This window comes from Streptomyces antibioticus (assembly GCF_002019855.1).
Lineage (GTDB): Bacteria > Actinomycetota > Actinomycetes > Streptomycetales > Streptomycetaceae > Streptomyces > Streptomyces antibioticus_B.
The window spans coordinates 6,381,784-6,399,999 of sequence record NZ_CM007717.1; the positions used below are offsets into that span (position 1 = coordinate 6,381,784).

15 protein-coding genes and 1 riboswitch are annotated in these 18,216 nt (G+C 72.5%); of the genes, 10 read left to right on the plus strand and 5 right to left on the minus strand.

Annotated elements, in window-relative coordinates; genetic code table 11:
- Positions 1-92 precede the first annotated feature (92 nt).
- The 3 genes from AFM16_RS28970 to AFM16_RS28980 form a co-directional block, all read right to left on the minus strand.
- Positions 93-1,355, minus strand: a complete 1,263-nt coding sequence (locus AFM16_RS28970) for a citrate/2-methylcitrate synthase (protein ID WP_030790000.1) — start codon at positions 1,353-1,355, stop codon at positions 93-95.
- A gap of 120 nt (positions 1,356-1,475) precedes the next feature.
- Positions 1,476-1,715, minus strand: coding sequence for a hypothetical protein (locus tag AFM16_RS28975; RefSeq protein WP_030789998.1), 240 nt, complete (start codon positions 1,713-1,715; stop codon positions 1,476-1,478).
- Positions 1,716-1,949: 234 nt separating this feature from the next.
- The gene (locus AFM16_RS28980; protein ID WP_030789995.1) at positions 1,950-2,507 is read right to left on the minus strand and encodes a DUF6082 family protein; all 558 of its coding nucleotides are present in this window, start codon (positions 2,505-2,507) and stop codon (positions 1,950-1,952) included.
- 426 nt (positions 2,508-2,933) lie between these two features.
- Here AFM16_RS28980 and AFM16_RS28985 point away from each other — a divergent pair, with 426 nt between their 5' ends.
- A complete protein-coding gene (locus AFM16_RS28985) occupies positions 2,934-4,085 on the plus strand; it encodes a CobW family GTP-binding protein (RefSeq protein ID WP_078637121.1) in 1,152 nt (383 codons plus the stop codon).
- On the opposite strand, the gene AFM16_RS28990 is transcribed toward AFM16_RS28985, so the two are convergent.
- Positions 4,082-6,538 (minus strand): DNA gyrase/topoisomerase IV subunit A, encoded by a 2,457-nt coding sequence (locus tag AFM16_RS28990; RefSeq protein WP_030789989.1) that lies wholly within the window; start codon positions 6,536-6,538, stop codon positions 4,082-4,084. The genes AFM16_RS28985 and AFM16_RS28990 overlap by 4 nt on opposite strands.
- A gap of 367 nt (positions 6,539-6,905) precedes the next feature.
- On the opposite strand from AFM16_RS28990, the gene AFM16_RS28995 reads away from it, so the two are divergent.
- The 4 genes from AFM16_RS28995 (at position 6,906) to AFM16_RS29010 (ending at position 11,700) form a co-directional block, all read left to right on the plus strand.
- Positions 6,906-8,255 carry a M16 family metallopeptidase gene (locus AFM16_RS28995; protein ID WP_078635177.1) on the plus strand — a complete coding sequence of 450 codons (1,350 nt, stop codon included), beginning with the start codon at positions 6,906-6,908 and terminating at the stop codon, positions 8,253-8,255.
- Positions 8,252-9,640 (plus strand): M16 family metallopeptidase, encoded by a 1,389-nt coding sequence (locus AFM16_RS29000; RefSeq protein WP_030789984.1) that lies wholly within the window; start codon positions 8,252-8,254, stop codon positions 9,638-9,640. The genes AFM16_RS28995 and AFM16_RS29000 overlap by 4 nt, the downstream gene beginning before the upstream one ends.
- Positions 9,641-9,890: 250 nt before the next feature.
- Positions 9,891-10,057, plus strand: a riboswitch (cyclic di-AMP (ydaO/yuaA leader).
- Positions 10,058-10,071: 14 nt separating this feature from the next.
- The gene (locus AFM16_RS29005; RefSeq protein WP_078635179.1) at positions 10,072-10,824 is read left to right on the plus strand and encodes a M23 family metallopeptidase; all 753 of its coding nucleotides are present in this window, start codon (positions 10,072-10,074) and stop codon (positions 10,822-10,824) included.
- 180 nt (positions 10,825-11,004) lie between these two features.
- On the plus strand, positions 11,005-11,700 hold the full coding sequence (locus AFM16_RS29010) for a GntR family transcriptional regulator (protein WP_030789978.1): 696 nt from the start codon (positions 11,005-11,007) through the stop codon (positions 11,698-11,700).
- 241 nt (positions 11,701-11,941) lie between these two features.
- On the opposite strand, the gene AFM16_RS29015 is transcribed toward AFM16_RS29010, so the two are convergent.
- Complete coding sequence (locus AFM16_RS29015) at positions 11,942-12,223, minus strand: HPr family phosphocarrier protein (protein ID WP_030789975.1); 282 nt, start codon at positions 12,221-12,223, stop codon at positions 11,942-11,944.
- Between the two features lie 177 nt (positions 12,224-12,400).
- Between AFM16_RS29015 and AFM16_RS29025 the strand changes: the two genes are divergently transcribed.
- From AFM16_RS29025 to AFM16_RS29045, 5 genes are all read left to right on the plus strand, one after another.
- Complete coding sequence (locus AFM16_RS29025; RefSeq protein ID WP_078635181.1) at positions 12,401-15,217, plus strand: bifunctional acetate--CoA ligase family protein/GNAT family N-acetyltransferase; 2,817 nt, start codon at positions 12,401-12,403, stop codon at positions 15,215-15,217.
- A gap of 10 nt (positions 15,218-15,227) precedes the next feature.
- Positions 15,228-15,653, plus strand: a complete 426-nt coding sequence (locus AFM16_RS29030; RefSeq protein ID WP_078635183.1) for a hypothetical protein — start codon at positions 15,228-15,230, stop codon at positions 15,651-15,653.
- 73 nt (positions 15,654-15,726) lie between these two features.
- The gene (locus AFM16_RS29035; protein WP_030789970.1) at positions 15,727-16,323 is read left to right on the plus strand and encodes a DUF5998 family protein; all 597 of its coding nucleotides are present in this window, start codon (positions 15,727-15,729) and stop codon (positions 16,321-16,323) included.
- Positions 16,323-17,510: an alkaline phosphatase family protein gene (locus AFM16_RS29040; RefSeq protein ID WP_030789966.1), complete on the plus strand. Its 1,188-nt coding sequence runs from the start codon at positions 16,323-16,325 to the stop codon at positions 17,508-17,510. Before AFM16_RS29035 ends, AFM16_RS29040 begins: the two co-directional genes overlap by 1 nt.
- 47 nt (positions 17,511-17,557) lie before the next feature.
- Entirely contained in the window at positions 17,558-18,205 is a 648-nt protein-coding gene (locus tag AFM16_RS29045) for a thymidine kinase (protein ID WP_030789964.1), read from the plus strand.
- The last annotated feature ends 11 nt before the right edge of the window (positions 18,206-18,216 follow it).

Genomic DNA, 18,216 nt, shown 5'->3' on the forward strand with positions numbered 1-18,216 from the left:
CTAACCTGACTTGACGCGGAGCGACTTCCGAGTCGTGTCCACGGTGCCGTGTGCTTCGCGTCGCGTTGCTCACTCGGGGAGTGTCGTGCCGCTCACTCGGCGAGGGGCCGGGGCGGCTTCGGCCCTACGTAGTGGCCGCTCGGGCGCATCCGCAGGGGCCGCTCGCCGTACTCCTCCAGAGCGTGGGCGATCCAGCCCGCCGTTCGGGCGACGGCGAAGATCGTCTCGCCGGCGGAGGGCTGCATGCCGCCGGAGGCGGTCAGGACGGCGAGCGCGAGGTCGACGTTGGCGTGCAGCGGGGTGTGGCGGGCGGTGGTGGCCACGATGTCGCGGGCCGCCGCGAGCGCGGGCACCGCCTCGGGGATGTCGGCCAGGAGGGTGAACAGGGCACGCGCGCGTGGGTCCTCGCCGGTGTAGAGCGGGTGGCCCAGCCCCGGGATACGGCGTCCGGCCCGCAGTTCCTCGGCGATCACCGGGGTGGCGTGGCCGGCGTCGAGCACGCCGAGGAGCAGGCGGTGGGCCCCTCCGCAGGCCGCGCCGTGCAGGGTGCCCTCGATGACGCCGAGGCCGGCGGAGACGGCCGCGTAGGGGTGCGCGCGGGCCGACGCCGCGACGCGCACCGCGAGCGTGGAGGCGGCGAGGTCGTGGTCGGCGAGCAGACCGAGCGCCGTGTCCAGGGCCCGGAGCTGGGCCGGGCCGGGGGCGCGCCCGCTGAGCCGGGCCCACAGACGCCCGGCGAGGGGGCCGTCGTCGACCGGTGGGCCCTTGGGGTCCTTCGCGGGCAGGGCGGCGACGAGGGTGGGGATCAGGCTGCGCGCGGTGCCGAGCACGGCCTCCTCGGACAGGTCGAACCGCAGCGGGTCGGTCACCGAGGCGGCGACGGCGGCCACCCTCAGCCGGTCGACGGGGCCGCTGTGGCCGGGCAGCGCCTCCACCGCGCGCCGGGCGGCCTCGACGGACGGCCCGGGAGCGGTGAAGACGGCACCGGGGCGCGGACGGCCGGTCCAGAGCCACTCGGCGACCTCCTCGTAGGAGTGCCGGACGGCCAGCTCGGTCGCGTCGGTGCCGCGGAAGTAGTACCGGTCCTGGTCGATGAGGGTGAGACGGGTGCGTACGGACAGGTCGGCGCCGCTCCCCGCGTCGCCGCCCCCCTCCCGCCGCCCGCGGCGCGCGAGTGCCTCGACCTCCCGGGCGTCCAGCGTGCTGCCCCGCCCACCGGGCGCCCGCCGGCTGCTGAGCCGGCCACGGCTGACGTACGCGTACACGGTCGCGGGCTTCACCCCGAGCACCTCGGCGGCCTCCTGGGTGCTCAGCCGTCGTTCCCCGTGGCCGGGGCCGCCTTCGTGATCGCGCATGGAGGTCACCGTAGCGGTGCACGTCAACAGCCTGGTGAGGGTCCGTCCCGGCCCACGGCATGCGGAAGGTCCGGCACCCGCGGTGCCGGACCTGGCGGCGTGGTCAGTTCCCGGGGGCGCTCACGCGTCCGGAATGTCGGCCTTGGCGCGCAGCAGCGTCTCCCGGGTGATGACGACGATGCGCTCGTAGTCGGCGCGTGAGGCGTCCGCCGGGAGGTCTCCGTCGAGTTTCTCCGTCGCGTCCGTGCCGATCACGGCGAAGTTCCCGTCGGCCAACTCGAAGATGTCGGGGCAGTTGCCGCCTCCCGTGCTCCCCCGTTCGCTGGGGGGCACACCGATCCGACGGATGATCTGACTCACTGTTGGTTCCTCTGGCCTTTCAGGCTGAACTTCGCTGAAGGGAATGCGCGCACGGCGACTGCGGGGCGAGAAGGCAACCCTGTGGGGCGCGTTCGTCATCCGGCGGCGTGAACGACGGTCTTATGGAGCCGCTCTACGCGATCACGTGTGAGTCAACCCCAGCCATGACTGGGACAACGCCGTACTTCATCCGTTCGTTATGGGCCGTCGGCGTGAAGCTCCGGGCGCGCGCCGTCACTCGACGGGCGGTTCGCCCACCACCCACCACTCGTCGATGTCCGCTTCCTCGAGCTGGTGAAGGAGTTCGTCGACCATGCGCCCCAGACCGGCCTCGTCCGAGTCGTCGGGGAGCGTGGCCCGTTGGCCCTGTGTCGCGTACCAGTACTTGCGCACGACGGGGTTCTGCAACAGCCCCCGCATGCGGCCGTGGAACTCCTCGCGGCTGAGGTTGCCGATGCGGTAGTAGAACAGCAGATTCGTGTAGAGGGCGTTCGCGAAGAGGTACTGGCGCCGCTCCTGCGGTGAGGCCGGTGCCTCGAAGATGTCCAGCACCTCCGCCAGCTCGGGGCTGTCGATGGCCTTGCTCAGCAGTTCCCAGTGGAGCCGCTGCTGGTGGGCGAGGTTCGTGTGACGCTGGTCCTGGGCCGACGCCTCGAGCTGGTCGAGCCGTGTGCGCAGCGCGTCGAGCATGTGCCGCTGCGCGGCCAGTGCGGCGAGGGCACCCGCGGCGAGGCCGAGGCCGACCGCCGTGACGGGGACCAGCCCCCGTGCCCGTGACTTCCGTGTGGCCATGTCAACAACCCCCGAATCAGGCGGCCCTGCGCCGGTCGGCGGGATGCGGGTGGGCGGGCCGGGGCGGCGGGCTGTGGGCGGCGCGTGCCGTCTCCCAGGGTGCCGAGCGGCTCTGATCGGCGGGGGAGGCGGAGAGGAGGCGCACGGAGGGAAGCGAGGGTCGCACGCACCAGCGCCTTGCCTGACGTCTGCCCCGCGCGCGCTGCCGACAATCGTTCACCTGGGAGGCTTTCCCCCGGCTCGTATCCTGGGCCCGCATTCCGTTTCCGCACGCGCGCCGGAGCCGTGAGCCGGTGCACGCGCGGGTGTCAGAGAGGTGGCACGGTGTCACAGCAGAGCCCTGGTCCGCGGCAGGTCCCGGTGTCGCACGGTCCCGGCCCGGAGCAGGTGTCGGTGTCGCACGGTCCCGGTCCGCGGCACGTTCCGGTGTCGCACGGTCCCGGTCCGCGGCAGATCCCGGTCGTCGTTCTCGCCGGATTCCTCGGCTCCGGCAAGACGACCCTGCTCAACCATCTCCTGCACCGCAGCGGCGGCAGCAGGATCGGTGCGATCGTCAACGACTTCGGGGCCATCGAGATCGACGCCATGGCCGTGGCCGGCGCGCTCGGCGACTCCACCGTCTCCCTCGGCAACGGCTGCCTGTGCTGCGCCGTCGACGCGAGCGAACTCGACGTCTACCTGGAGCGGCTCGCCCGCCCCGAGACCGGCGTCGACGTGATCGTCATCGAGGCCAGCGGTCTCGCCGAACCCCAGGAACTCGTACGGATGCTGCTCGCCAGCGAGCACCCGGGGATCGTCTACGGCGGGCTCGTCGAGGTCGTCGACGCCGCCGAGTTCGACGCGACCCGGGCGAAGCACCCCGAGATCGACCGGCATCTCGCGCTCGCCGACCTCGTCGTCGTGAACAAGCTCGACCGGGTCGCCGACGCCGCCGACGCCGCCGACGACTCCGACGCCGCGCGGGTCCTCGGGGTCGTCCGGACGCTCGCCGACCGGGCCGCCGTCGTACCGGCCACCTACGGCCGGATCGACCCGGAGTTCCTCTTCGACTGCCGGCCGAGCGAGGAGCGCATCGGGCAACTGTCCTTCGACGATCTGCACCGGCCGGACAGTACGCACGACGGCGCACACGACGGTCATCTGCACGCCGCCTACGACAGCGCGTCCTTCGTCTCCGCCGTCCCCCTCGACCCGCGCCGGCTGATGCGGTTCCTCGACAGCAGGCCGGAGGGGCTCTACCGGATCAAGGGGTACGTCGACTTCGGCGCGCACGACACCGGGAACCGGTACGCGGTGCACGCCGTCGGCCGCTTCCTGCGCTTCTATCCCGAGCCCTGGAACGGCGCTGCCGGGGAGGGCCGTCTCACGCAGCTCGTGCTCATCGGCGCCGGCATCGACGCGCCCGCGCTCGTCCGGGAACTGGACGCCTGTGTGAGCGACGCCCCGCACACCGCCGACGAGCACGGTATGTGGGGCGTCCTCCGCTTCGTTCAGGAGCAGGAGCAGGAGCAGGAGCAGGAGCAGGAGCAGGAGCAGGAGCACTTCGTACAGGAGCAGGATCAGGAGCCCGTGGCCTAGACCGGCCCCGCCACCACGCCCACCGTCTTCCCCAGCGACACGCCCGAGCCGTCACGGCGCGGGTCCGTCTCCGGCAGGTCGACGGGCAGGCCGTTCTTCTGGGCCGCCTTCGCCGGGACGGCGCCCGCCCAGGCGAAGGACAGGCAGTCCTCGCCCTTCAGGAACCGCTGGCAGCGCACACCGCCGGTGGCCCGGCCCTTGCGCGGGTACTGGTCGAACGGCGTCACCTTGGCCGTCGTCTGCACGGAGTCGTCCAGGGTGCCGCGCGAGCCCGCCACCGTGAAGACGACCGCGTCCGCCGCCGGGTCCACCGCCGTAAACGAGATCACCTTCGCGCCCTCGGCGAGCTTGATGCCCGCCATACCGCCCGCCGGGCGGCCCTGCGGCCGGACCTGTGCGGCCTGGTAGCGCAGGAGCTGGGCGTCGTCGGTGATGAAGACCAGGTCCTCCTCGCCGGTGCGCAGCTCGACCGCGCCCACGATCCGGTCGCCCTCCTTGAGGGTGACGACCTCCAGCTCCTCCTTGTTGGTCGGGTAGTCCGGCACCACCCGCTTGACCACACCCTGCTCGGTGCCCAGGGCCAGGCCGGGGGAGGACTCGTCCAGCGTGATCAGGCAGACCAGCGTCTCGTCGCCCTCCAGGGAGACGAACTCCGTCAGCGGGGCGCCGCCCGACAGGTTGGGCGCGGACGCCGTGTCCGGGAGCTGTGGCAGGTCCACGACGTTGATCCGCAGCAGCCGGCCCGCCGAGGTGACCGCGCCGATCTCCCCGCGCGCGGTGGCCGGCACGGCCGAGACGATCACGTCGTGCTTGGTCCGCTTGGCGTTCTCGTCCGCCGTGAACGGGTCGCCGTTCGCCGTGCGGGCCAGCAGGCCCGTGGAGGACAGCAGGACCCGGCAGGGGTCGTCCGCGACCTGGAGCGGTACGGCGGAGGCGGTGCTGCCCGACGACTCCATCAGGACCGTACGGCGCTCGGTGCCGAACTTCTTGGCCACCGCGGCCAGTTCGGCGGAGACCAGCTTGCGCAGCTCGGCGTCCGACTCCAGGATCCGGGTCAGCTCGGCGATCTCCGCGTTGAGCCGCTCCTTCTCCGACTCCAGCTCGATGCGGTCGAACTTGGTGAGCCGGCGCAGCGGTGTGTCCAGGATGTACTGGGTCTGGACGTCCGACAGCGAGAAGCGCTCGATCAGGCGCTCCTTGGCCTGGGCGCTGTTCTCGCTGGAGCGGATCAGCCGGATGACCTCGTCGATGTCGACGAGCGCCGTCAGCAGGCCCTCCACCAGGTGCAGACGGTCACGGCGCTTGCCGCGGCGGAACTCGCTGCGCCGGCGGACCACGTTGAACCGGTGGTCGAGGTAGACCTCCAGCAGCTCCTTCAGGCCCAGCGTGAGCGGCTGGCCGTCGACCAGCGCCACGTTGTTGATGCCGAAGGACTCCTCCATCGGGGTCAGCTTGTAGAGCTGCTCCAGGACGGCCTCGGGCACGAAGCCGTTCTTGATCTCGATGACCAGGCGCAGGCCGTGCGCGCGGTCGGTGAGGTCCTTGACGTCGGCGATGCCCTGGATCTTCTTCGCGCCGACCAGGTCCTTGATCTTGGCGATGACCTTCTCGGGGCCGACGGTGAACGGCAGTTCGGTGATCACCAGGCCCTTGCGGCGGGCGGTCACGGTCTCCACCGACACCGTGGCGCGGATCTTGAAGGTGCCGCGGCCGGACTCGTACGCGTCCCGGATGCCGGAGAGGCCGACGACCCGGCCGCCGGTGGGCAGGTCGGGGCCCGGGACGAACTTCATCAGCGCGTCCAGATCCGCGTTCGGGTGGCGGATCAGATGACGGGCGGCCGCGATCACCTCGCCCAGGTTGTGCGGCGGCATGTTGGTGGCCATGCCGACCGCGATCCCGGACGCGCCGTTGACCAGCAGGTTCGGGAAGGCGGCGGGCAGCGCGACCGGCTCGCGCTCCTGGCCGTCGTAGTTGGGGGCGAAGTCGACCGTGTCCTCGTCGATCGACTCCGTCATCAGGCTCGTCGCCTCGGCCTGACGGCACTCGGTGTACCGCATCGCGGCGGGCGGGTCGTCGTTGCCCAGCGAGCCGAAGTTGCCGTGGCCGTCGACCAGCGGCACGCGCATGGAGAAGGGCTGGGCCATCCGCACCAGGGCGTCGTAGATCGACGCGTCGCCGTGCGGATGCAGCTTGCCCATCACCTCGCCGACCACGCGCGCGCACTTCACGTAGCCGCGGTCGGGCCGCAGGCCCATCTCGTTCATCTGGTAGACGATGCGGCGGTGCACCGGCTTGAGGCCGTCACGGGCGTCCGGCAGGGCGCGGGAGTAGATGACCGAGTACGCGTACTCGAGGAAGGAGCCCTGCATCTCGTCGACGACGTCGATGTCGAGGATCCGCTCCTCGTACGAGTCGTCGGGCGGCGGGGTCTTCGTGCTGCGGCGGGCCATCGCTGCCGGCTCCTTGCTGGGGCGTGTGACGGGATCTGACGCGGACCATTGTGGACCGTGGCACTGACAGGGCGGGCCAGGACCCGGTGCGCACGGAGGGACGCCGTGCCGGGCCCCGCCACGCAAGTCACCGCACCTGCCACGGTTGCCCGCAGGCTACGCCATCCCACGGACCACCCTTTCTTGAGCTGGCCTCGCTCGGCTTGCGCGCCCTTGCGCCGGGCCCGCCCCCCGCCAACCCCCACATCTCGCTCTCGGCGTACGAGCTTCGGGAACTTCGCCCGCTGAGCGTGCGGTTGCATACAGTGACAGGACCGGCAGGAACCGCGCGGTTTGCACGACCGCGTCCGCGATCGGAAGGACGTACATGCCCATGGGTCACACGGCCACAGACCAGGCAGGCACCGGGGGCCTGACAGCGACCGAGCACCGCCTGGCGAACGGGCTGCGGGTGGTGCTCTCCGAGGACCACCTGACTCCCGTCGCGGCGGTGTGCCTCTGGTACGACGTCGGTTCGCGCCATGAAGTCAAGGGCCGCACCGGCCTGGCTCACCTTTTCGAGCACCTGATGTTCCAGGGCTCCGGCCAGGTCAAGGGCAACGGCCACTTCGAGCTGGTCCAGGGCGCCGGCGGCTCGCTCAACGGCACCACCAGCTTCGAGCGCACCAACTACTTCGAGACCATGCCCGCCCACCAGCTCGAGCTCGCCCTCTGGCTGGAGGCCGACCGTATGGGCTCCCTGCTGGCCGCCCTGGACGAGGAGTCCATGGAGAACCAGCGCGACGTGGTGAAGAACGAACGCCGCCAGCGCTACGACAACGTCCCCTACGGCACCGCGTTCGAGCGGCTGACCGCGCTCGCCTACCCGGACGGCCACCCCTACCACCACACGCCGATCGGCTCGATGGCCGACCTGGACGCGGCGACGCTGGAGGACGCGCGCGCGTTCTTCCGCACGTACTACGCGCCGAACAACGCCGTGCTGTCGGTCGTCGGCGACATCGACCCGGAGCGCACGCTCGCCTGGATCGAGAAGTACTTCGGCTCCATCCCCGCCCACGACGGCAAGCCCACCCCGTGTGACGGCGCGCTGCCCGACGTCATCGGCGAGGAGCTGCGCGAGGTCATCGAGGAGGAGGTGCCGTCCCGCGCCCTGATGGCCGCCTACCGGCTGCCGCACGACGGCACGCGCGAGAGCGACGCGGCCGACCTCGCGCTCACCGTCCTCGGCGGCGGGGAGTCCTCCCGCCTCTACAACCGGCTGGTGCGCCGCGACCGTACGGCCGTCGCCGCCGGCTTCGGACTGCTGCGGCTCGCCGGGGCGCCCTCCCTGGGCTGGCTGGACGTGAAGACGTCCGGCGACGTCGAGGTGCCCGTCATCGAGGCCGCGATCGACGAGGAACTCGCCCGGTTCGCCGCGGACGGGCCCACGGACGAGGAAATGGAGCGCGCCCAGGCCCAGTTGGAGCGCGAGTGGCTGGACCGGCTCGGCACGGTCGCCGGACGCGCGGACGAACTGTGCCGTTTCGCCGTCCTGTTCGGCGACCCGCAGCTCGCCCTGACCGCCGTACAGCGCGTGCTGGACATCACCCCGGAGGAGGTGCGGCAGGTCGCCGAGGCGCGCCTGCGGCCCGACAACCGCGCGGTCCTCGTCTACGAGCCGACCGCCCCCGAAGCCACCGCCGACCAGGACGAGAACGAGGAGGCGGCCCAGTGAGCGAGCTCGCCACGATGGAGTTCCACCCCCAGCCCCAGGCCGGCGAGGCCACCCCCTGGGCCTTCCCGGCACCCGCGCGCGGCACACTGGCCAATGGCCTCACCGTGCTGCACTGTCACCGCCCCGGCCAGCAGGTCGTCGCCGTCGAGATCATCCTCGACGCGCCCCTCGACGCCGAGCCGGCCGGTCTGGACGGCGTCGCCACGATCATGGCGCGCGCCTTCTCCGAGGGCACCGACAAGCACTCCGCCGAGGAGTTCGCCGCCGAGCTGGAGCGCTGCGGCGCCACCCTCGACGCGCACGCCGACCACCCCGGCGTCCGGCTGAGCCTGGAGGTGCCCGCCTCCCGGCTGCCGAAGGGGCTCGGCCTGGTCGCCGACGCCCTGCGCGCGCCCGCGTTCGCCGACAGCGAGGTCGAACGCCTGGTCCGCAACCGCCTGGACGAGATCCCGCACGAGCTGGCCAACCCCTCCCGCCGCGCGGCCAAGGAGCTGTCCAAGGAGCTGTTCCCGGCCACCGCGCGCATGTCGCGCCCCCGCCAGGGCACCGCGGAGACGGTCGAGAACATCGACTCGGCGGCCGTCCGCGCCTTCTACGAGAAGCACGTCCGGCCCGCGACGGCCACCGCCGTGGTCGTCGGCGACCTCACCGGCGTCGACCTGGAGAAGCTGCTCGGCGACACCCTGGGCGCGTGGACGGGCTCCCAGGCCCAGCCCCTGCCGGTCGCGCCGGTGACCGCCGACGACGCCGGCCGGGTCGTCATCGTGGACCGCCCGGGTGCCGTGCAGACGCAGCTCCTCATCGGCCGGATCGGCGCCGACCGGCACGACCGCGTGTGGGCCGCGCAGGTGCTCGGCACCTACTGCCTCGGCGGCACCCTCACCTCCCGCCTGGACCGCGTCCTGCGCGAGGAGAAGGGCTACACCTACGGCGTGCGGGCGTTCGGCCAGGTCCTGCGCTCCGCCCCGGACGGCTCGGGCGCCGCGCTGCTCGCCATCAGCGGCTCCGTGGACACCCCGAACACCGGGCCGGCCCTGGACGACCTGTGGAAGGTGCTGCGCACCCTGGCCGCCGAGGGGCTCACCGACGCCGAGCGCGACGTCGCCGTGCAGAACCTCGTCGGTGTGGCGCCGCTGAAGTACGAGACCGCCGCCGCCGTCGCGGGCACGCTCGCCGACCAGGTCGAGCAGCACCTGCCCGACGACTACCAGGCCACGCTGTACCAGCAGTTGGCCGCGACCGGCACCGTGGAGGCCACCGCGGCCGCCGTGAACGCCTTCCCGGTGGACCGCCTGGTCACGGTCCTCGTGGGCGACGCCTCGCAGATCCGGGACGCCGTGGCGGCCCTCGGGATCGGCGAGGTGACGGTCGTCGCGGCCGAGTAGCCGGACACGCCGCGTAGCCGGCGAACGGACAACTGCGCGGCCGCGTACGCGCGTACGTCCACCACGAGCATCGGGCGGCCCCGGTGACGGAAGCGTCACCAGGGCCGCAAGATGTCCGAATTGATGCGGAGGCTGCCTGTCTGCCCTGTGGCGTGCGCTACAAAAACCGTGATCCGTTTGAGGATTGAAAGCGGCGCCGCATAGCGTCAGTCGGGCTGTTCGTCAGGCAGTGCGCCGCAGCCGCGGCACCGGACAGTCATCGCCGAGTCCCCGTACGGCGCGAGCCAGGGGAGCCGGGGACCCACTCTGTGCAGTCCCTGGGGTGAATCGGACGCCCGCGCGTACGCGAGGGGGCCCGTAGGAGACCTTCCTGCTCCGAACCCGTCAGCTAACCCGGTAGGCGAGAAGGAAGGAAAGGACCGCCCAACTTCATGGCGTTCACCTACGCCGCCGGGAAGCCGGCCGGGAAGCACCGTCGCCCCAGCCGGATGCAGCGCACCAGCGCCCGCGCGGCCGGCGTCGCGGCGCTCACCACCACCGGCGTGATGGCCACTGTCGCCTCCTCCCCGGCCTTCGCCGCGGAACCCGCCCCCGCGCAGACCGCGCTGATCCCCGTGGTCACCGGCGACGACGTCGCCGACCAGATCGACAACCAGGTCATGGCGCAGAAGGAAGCCGCCTTCGAGGAGGCCGCCCGCGAGGCCGCCGCCAAGAAGGCCGCCGAGGAGCGCGAGGCACGCGCGCGTGCCGCCCGTGAGGCCGAGCGCAAGCGCCTCAACACCTTCGTCATGCCGATCAGCGGCTCCTACGTCTCCACCGGCTACCAGGCCAGCAGCTCCCTGTGGTCCTCCGGCAGCCACACCGGCGTCGACTTCCACGCCTCCAGCGGCACCCCGGTGCACGCGGTCGGCATGGGCACCGTCGTGGAGGCCGGCTGGGGCGGCGCGTACGGCAACCAGATCGTCATCAAGATGAACGACGGCACGTACACCCAGTACGGTCACCTGTCCTCCATCGGTGTCTCGGTCGGCCAGCAGGTCACCCCGGGCCAGCAGATCGGCCTGTCCGGCGCGACCGGCAACGTCACCGGTGCGCACCTGCACTTCGAGGCCCGCACCACGGCGGAGTACGGCTCGGACCTGGACCCGGTCGCCTACCTCCGCTCGCACGGCGTGAACCTCTGACGGCGACACATCGTCCGGCCCCGGCCCCACGGCCGGGGCTTTCGTCGTTTTCGGGACCCCGCTGTCCAAAAAATATCCCTGGATTCCGGCCTGCCGTCGGAAATTCCGGCTCATTGCAATAGAGTCACGGAACACACGTCAATCGTCGACGTTTCACGGGGATTAAGGCGGAGGTCGGTCATGCGTATTCCGGCGCATTCGGTGTGCACGGCGATCCGGGACGACATCGTCGCCGGTGTCTACGAGCGCGGCAGCCGTCTCACCGAGGAACTTCTCGCCCGCCGTTACGGCGTTTCCCGGGTCCCGGTCCGCGAGGCGCTGCGCACCCTGGAGGCCGAGGGCTTCGTGGTCACGCGCCGGCACGCGGGCGCGTGCGTGGCGGAGCCCACCGAGCACGAGGCGGCCGATCTGCTGGAGATGCGGATGCTGCTGGAGCCGCTGGGCGCCGCCCGGGCCGCCCAGCGCCGCACCGAGGCCCATCTGAAGGTGCTGCGCGGACTCGTCCGGCTGGGCCAGGAGCGCGCCAGGAGGGGCAACAGCGAGGATCTGCGCTCCCTGGGCGGCTGGTTCCACGAGACGCTCGCCCAGGCCTCCGGGAGCCACGCCCTGACCTCGATGCTCACCCAGCTCCGGCACAAGATCGCCTGGATGTACGCGGTGGACGCCCCGGCCGACCCGGTGGAGTCCTGGGTCCAGCACGGCGCGATCGTGGACGCGGTGGCGCGCGGCGACGGAGACCGCGCGCGGGCGCTCACGGCGCTGCACACCGAGCGCGCGACGGCCGCGCACCGGCTGCGATTCTCCGGCGGGACCGAGCGCGCCGACCGTGTGAGGACTTCGCAACCTCCCGTAAACATCACGGGTCTGCGGCATTAACACGGTGGCCGTATACAAAGAAGAGGTATTCGGCGGAGCGGTATTTCCGCTGCCCTTTTCATCGCGCGCCCGGAAATTCCGGTGTCGCGCTCTTCGTATGCCCGGAGATGTTTTCCGGGTGTGTCGTCGGTAATTCCCCCGCGGTGGGGCGGGCGGGTACGGGTGCCCGGAAAAAGCCGGAAACGGCGGAGCCGCGCCGCCCCGGAGGGCGACGCGGCTCGCGTACCGCGGTGACCGGACGTCAGACGGTCTCGGGAAGCTCCTCGAGACCCTCGGCGACCAGCTTCGCCAGCCGGTCGAGGGCGGCGTCCGCACCCTCGGCGTCGGTGGCGAGGACGATCTCCTCGCCACCCTGGGCGCCGAGGCCGAGGACGGCCAGCATGGAGGCCGCGTTGACGGGCTTGCCGTCGGCCTTGGCGATCGTAACGGGCACGCCTGCGGCCGTGGCGGCTCGGACGAAGATGGAAGCGGGGCGGGCGTGGAGGCCCTCGGCCCAGCCGACGTTGACGCGGCGCTCAGCCATGTGTTGCTGCCCTTCGGTTCTCAGGTTGTCTAGACCAGTGTTCCACACGTGAAGCACAGGAGGAACGGGTCATGCGTCCCGTTCCCGTGCGGCCGTCGGATCGCGGCCTCGATCCGACCTCCGTCCTCCACAGACTGCCTCGCGCCGTTGTCGTACGCGAGCCGTACTCTGGGCCCCATGCAGAGCGCCTCGGACCGGCACGAGTACCCCGCCCACTGGGAAGCCGACGTGGTGCTGCGCGACGGCGGCACCGCGCGCATCCGCCCCATCACCGTCGATGACGCCGAGCGCCTGGTCAGCTTCTACGAGCAGGTGTCGGACGAGTCGAAGTACTACCGCTTCTTCGCGCCCTACCCGCGTCTGTCCGCGAAGGACGTCCACCGCTTCACGCACCACGACTTCGTGGACAGGGTGGGACTCGCGGCCACGGTCGGCGGCGAGTTCATCGCCACCGTACGCTACGACCGCATCGGCGCCGACGGCATGGCCGCCTCCGCCCCGGCCGACGAGGCCGAGGTCGCCTTCCTCGTCCAGGACGCCCACCAGGGCCGCGGCGTCGCCTCCACACTCCTCGAACACATCGCGGCCGTCGCGCGCGAGCGCGGCATCCGCCGCTTCGCCGCCGAGGTGCTCCCCGCCAACAACAAGATGATCAAGGTCTTCACGGACGCCGGCTACACCCAGAAGCGCAGCTTCGAGGACGGCGTCGTCCACCTGGAGTTCGGCCTCGAACCCACCGAACGCTCCCTGGCCGTGCAGCGCGCGCGGGAGCAGCGCGCCGAGGCCCACTCGGTACGACGCCTGCTGGTGCCCGGCTCGGTCGCCGTCGTCGGAGCCGGACGCACCGCCGGCGGCGTGGGCCGCAGCGTCCTGGACAATCTGCGCGAGGCAGGCTTCACCGGGTCCCTGCACGCCGTCAACAAGGCGTTCCCGGAGGACCTCAAGCACCTCGACGGCGTGCCCGCGCACCGCTCCGTGCGCGAGATCGCCGAACCCGTCGACCTGGTGGTGGTCGCCGTCCCCGCCGACCATGTGCCCGAGGTCGTCACCGAGTGCGGTGAACACGGCGTCCAGGGACTCGTCGTGCTGTCCGCCGGCTACGCGGAGAGCGGCCCCGAGGGACGCGAACGCCAGCGCGCGCTGGTCCGCCAGGCACGCGCGTACGGCATGCGGATCATCGGCCCCAACGCGTTCGGCGTCGTCAACACCTCCCCGCAGGTGCGGCTCAACGCCTCCCTCGCCCCGGAGATGCCCCGCCCCGGCCGGATCGGCCTGTTCGCCCAGTCGGGCGCCATCGGCATCGCCCTGCTCTCCCGGCTGCACCGGCGCGGCGGCGGCGTCACCGGGGTCACCGGCGTCTCCACCTTCGTCGCCTCCGGCAACCGCGCGGACGTCTCCGGCAACGACGTCCTCCAGTACTGGTACGACGACCCCGACACCGACGTCGTCCTGATGTACCTGGAGTCCATCGGCAACCCCCGCAAGTTCACCCGGCTCGCGCGGCGCACGGCCGCCGCCAAGCCGCTGGTCGTCGTCCAGGGCGCCGGATCCGCCCCGCAGGGACACGCGGTCCGCGCGACCCGGCTCCCGCACGCCACGGTCTCCGCGCTGCTGCGCCAGGCCGGGGTGATCCGCGTCGACACCATCACCGAACTGGTCGACACGGGACTGCTGCTGGCCCGCCAGCCGCTGCCGACCGGCGCCCGGGTGGCCATCCTCGGCAACTCCGAGTCCCTCGGGCTGCTCACCTACGACGCGTGTCTCGCCGAGGGGCTGCGGCCGCTGCCCCCGCTGGACCTCACGACGGAGGCCACGGCCGAGGACTTCCACGCCGCCCTCGCCCGGGCGCTGGGCGACGCCTCGTGCGACGCGGTGGTGGTGACGGCGATACCGGCGATCGGGGAGGCGTCCACGGGGGACGCGGCGCTGGCCGAGGCGCTGCGCTCCGCCGCGGCCGCGGCGCCCGCGAAGCCGGTCCTCGTCGTCCACGTGGAACTCGGCGGTCTCGCCGCCGCCCTGTCGGCCGCCACCAGCACCGCGCCGCCCCGCCCCGAGGCGGCCGCCCGCGCGCGTGCCGCGGCGTCGGAGGACGGCGTCCCGCGGCCGCCCGCCGCCGCGGCCCCCGAGGGCGCCCACCTCATCCCGGCCTACCCCGCCGCCGAGCGCGCGGTGCGGGCCCTCGCCGAGGTCGTGAAGTACGCCCAGTGGCGCCGCGAGGTCGCCGAACCCGGCCGGGTCCCCGAGTACGACGACATCGACGAGAGGGGCGCCGCCCGGCTCATCGAGGGCCTCCTCGCGCGCGGACAGGGCCTCACCCTGGGCACCGACGACACGTGCGAACTGCTGGGCCGTTACGGCATCCACCCCCGCCGCGCGATCCCCGCGCCCACCCCCGACGACGCGGCCGCGGCGGCCGCCGCCCTCGGCTACCCGGTCGCCCTCAAGGCCACCGCCCCGCATCTGCGCCACCGCGCCGACCTGGGCGGCGTCCGCCTCGACCTCGCCGACGAGGAGCAACTGCGACGCTCGTACGCCGAGTTGACCGAGATGTTCGGGAAGCCGGAGGAGGTGCGTCCGGTCGTCCAGGCGATGGCCCCGCGCGGGGTCGACACGGTCGTCCGCGCGGTCATCGACCCGGCCGCCGGGGCCGTGCTCTCCTTCGGGCTCGCCGGGGCCGCCTCCCAGCTCCTCGGCGACATGGCGCACCGCCTGGTCCCGGTCACCGACCGCGACGCGACCTCGCTGATCCGCTCGATCCGCACGGCGCCCCTGCTGTTCGGCTGGCGCGGCTCGACCCCCGTCGACACCCCCGCCCTGGAGGAGCTGCTGCTGCGCGTCTCCCGGCTGGTCGACGACCACCCCGAGGTCGTCGCCGTCACCCTGGAACCGGTCGTCGTCGCCCCCCAGGGCCTGAGCGTCCTCGGCGCCTCGGTCCGCCTGGCCCCACCCCCGGCCCGAGACGACCTCGGCCCCCGCACGCTCCCGGCGTACTGAGAGAGCCACCGTGACCCCTCCCGACGGCACGCCGCCTGGCCCCCTCACCCTCCCCGAGGGCTCCTGGTGGGACTGGGACGTGATCGCCTGGAACCCGGCGGAACTCCGGCTGGCGGCCGGCCACGACCTCACCTACCACCACGGCCTCGAACTGGTCTTCGGCGATCCCGCCTTCGTCCGGTGCCCGGCCGCCTTCCAGGACCCGGTCTTCCGGGCTCCCACACCCGACGAGCTGCGGTCGCTGGCCCGTCGGCTCGGCGAGGCGCCGCCCGTCGTGATCGCCTTCGAGGCCGACGCCGGCGGCACCGAACCCGCGCCCTGCCTCGTCGCCGCCCAGCGGCTGGAAGTCGTCCAGGGGCAGGTGCTGCGGTACTGGAGCGCGGACCCGGCGCCCGGGCGGCGATTCGCGCCCTGGGTGGGGCCTCCGGGGAGGTGAGAGGGGTTCGGCCCTGTTGCGGGGGACGGGGTTGCCCTTGACTGGCCCGGACCGCCCTTACCCACGGATTAGGATGGACGGCATGGCCAAGACCAGTACGACGACCCAGGGGCTGCGCGCGGCGATCGAGCGCAGCGGCTACTACCCGGCCCTCGTGGCCGAGGCGGTGGAGGCCGCCGTGGGCGGCGAGCCCATCACGTCGTTCCTGGTCCACCAGGAGACCACGTTCGACCAGAACGAGGTCCGCCGGCATGTGACGGTGCTGGTCCTCACCGGCAACCGCTTCATCGTCAGCCACACCGACGAGCAGGCCGCCGACACCACCTCCCCGACGCCGTACGCCACCACGTCCACCGAGTCCGTGAAGCTCGGCCGGATCTCGTCCGTCGTGGTCAGCCGGGTGGTCGCCAACCCCGAGTCGTACACGCCGGGCACCCTGCCCCGCGAGGTCGTGCTGACCATCGGCTGGGGCGCCGTCTCCCGTATCGACCTGGAACCGGCCGCCTGCGGCGACCCCAACTGCGACGCCGACCACGGCTACACCGGCAACTCGACGGCGGACGACCTCAGCCTGCGGGTCAGCGAGGCGGGCGACGGCCCGGAGACGGTGCGCCAGGCGCTCGCCTTCGCCCAGTCGCTCTCCGAGGCCACCGCGGATCTGACCCGCTGATGGCGCAGCCAGCCTGGGACCACCCCGAGCCCCTCACCGTCGCCTCCGCCCCCGTACCCGAGTACGGCAGCGGCTCCCTCGCCGACCTGCTGCCCACCCTGGCCGCGGGCATGGGCGTCCCCGGCACCACCGCGGCGATCCCCGAGCTGGCCCCGGCCGACCGCAACTGCGTCTTCCTGATCGACGGCCTCGGCTGGGAGCAGATCAAGGACCACGCGGACGAGGCGCCCTACCTCCACGCGCTCCTCGGCAGCTCCCGCGGCGGCACCGGACGCCCCCTCACCGCCGGCTACCCGGCGACCACCGCGACCTCCCTCGCCTCCGTCGGCACCGGCCTCCCGCCCGGCGCCCACGGCCTGCCCGGCTACACCGTGCGCAACCCGGCCACCGGCGAGCTGATGAACCAGCTCCGCTGGCAGCCCTGGACCTCACCGGACGCCTGGCAGCCGTACCCCACGATCTTCCGGCTCGCCGACCGGGCGGGCGTGCACGCCGCCCAGGTGTCCTCGCCCACCTTCCAGAACACCCCGCTGACCAAGGTGGCGCTCAGCGGCGGCACCTTCCACGGGCGGCTGACCGGCGAGGAGCGCATGGACCTCGCCGCCGAGCAGCTCGCCGCCGGCGACCGCTCCCTGGTCTACACGTACTACGCCGAACTCGACGGCGCAGGCCACCGCTACGGCGTCGCCTCCGACACCTGGCGCGGCCAGCTCATGTACGTCGACCGGCTCGTCCAGCGCCTCGCCGAACAACTGCCGCCGCGCAGCGCGCTGTACGTCACCGCCGACCACGGCATGGTCGACGTCCCCTTCGACGAGCAGCACCGCATCGACTTCGACGAGGACTGGGAGCTGCGCGCCGGGGTCGCCCTGCTGGGCGGCGAGGGCCGCGCCCGCCATGTCTACGCCGTACCGGGAGCCGCGGACGACGTCCTGACCTGCTGGCGCGAGGTCCTCGGCGAGCAGTTCTGGGTGGCCTCGCGCGACGAGGCGATCGCCGCGGGCTGGTTCGGCCCCCAGGTCGACGAGCGGGTGTACGACCGGCTCGGCGACGTGATCGCGGCGGCCCGGGACGACGTCCTGCTCATCGCCTCGGAGCGGGAGCCCAAGGAGTCGCTGATGGTCGGCAACCACGGTTCCATGACCCCTGCCGAGCAGCTCGTCCCCCTGCTCGAAGTACGCTCCTGACGCCCCGCCCTCTCTCCGACTCTCCACCGAAAGGTGCTCAACTCCCCATGCCCGAGCTGGTCTTCTTCTCCGGAACCATGGACTGCGGGAAGTCGACCCTGGCTCTCCAGATCGAGCACAACCGCTCCGCGCGCGGCCTCCAGGGCATGATCTTCACCCGTGACGACCGCGCCGGCGAAGGAAAGCTCTCCTCCCGCCTCGGCCTGGTCACCGACGCGGTCGAGGTCGAGGACGGGCAGGACCTGTACGCCTACCTGGTCGACCACCTCTCCCAGGGCGGCCGCGCGGACTATGTGATCGCGGACGAGGCGCAGTTCCTTGCCGAGGACCAGATCGACCAGCTCGCGCGCGTGGTCGACGATCTCGACATCGACGTCTACGCCTTCGGGATCACCACCGACTTCCGCTCCAAGCTGTTCCCCGGCTCCCAGCGGCTCGTGGAACTCGCCGACCGGGTCGAGGTCCTCCAGGTCGAGGCCCTGTGCTGGTGCGGGGCGCGCGCCACGCACAACGCCCGCACGGTGGGCGGCGTCATGGTCGTCGAGGGCGCGCAGGTCGTCGTCGGCGACGTCGACCAGGCCGACACCATCGGCTACGAGGTCCTGTGCCGCCGCCACCACCGCCGCCGCATGACAGCGGCGACGGCGCGCGCGGCGGCCCTCTCCCCGGACGTCCTGCCGGTCCCGCCGGCGTAGGCGCCGAACCG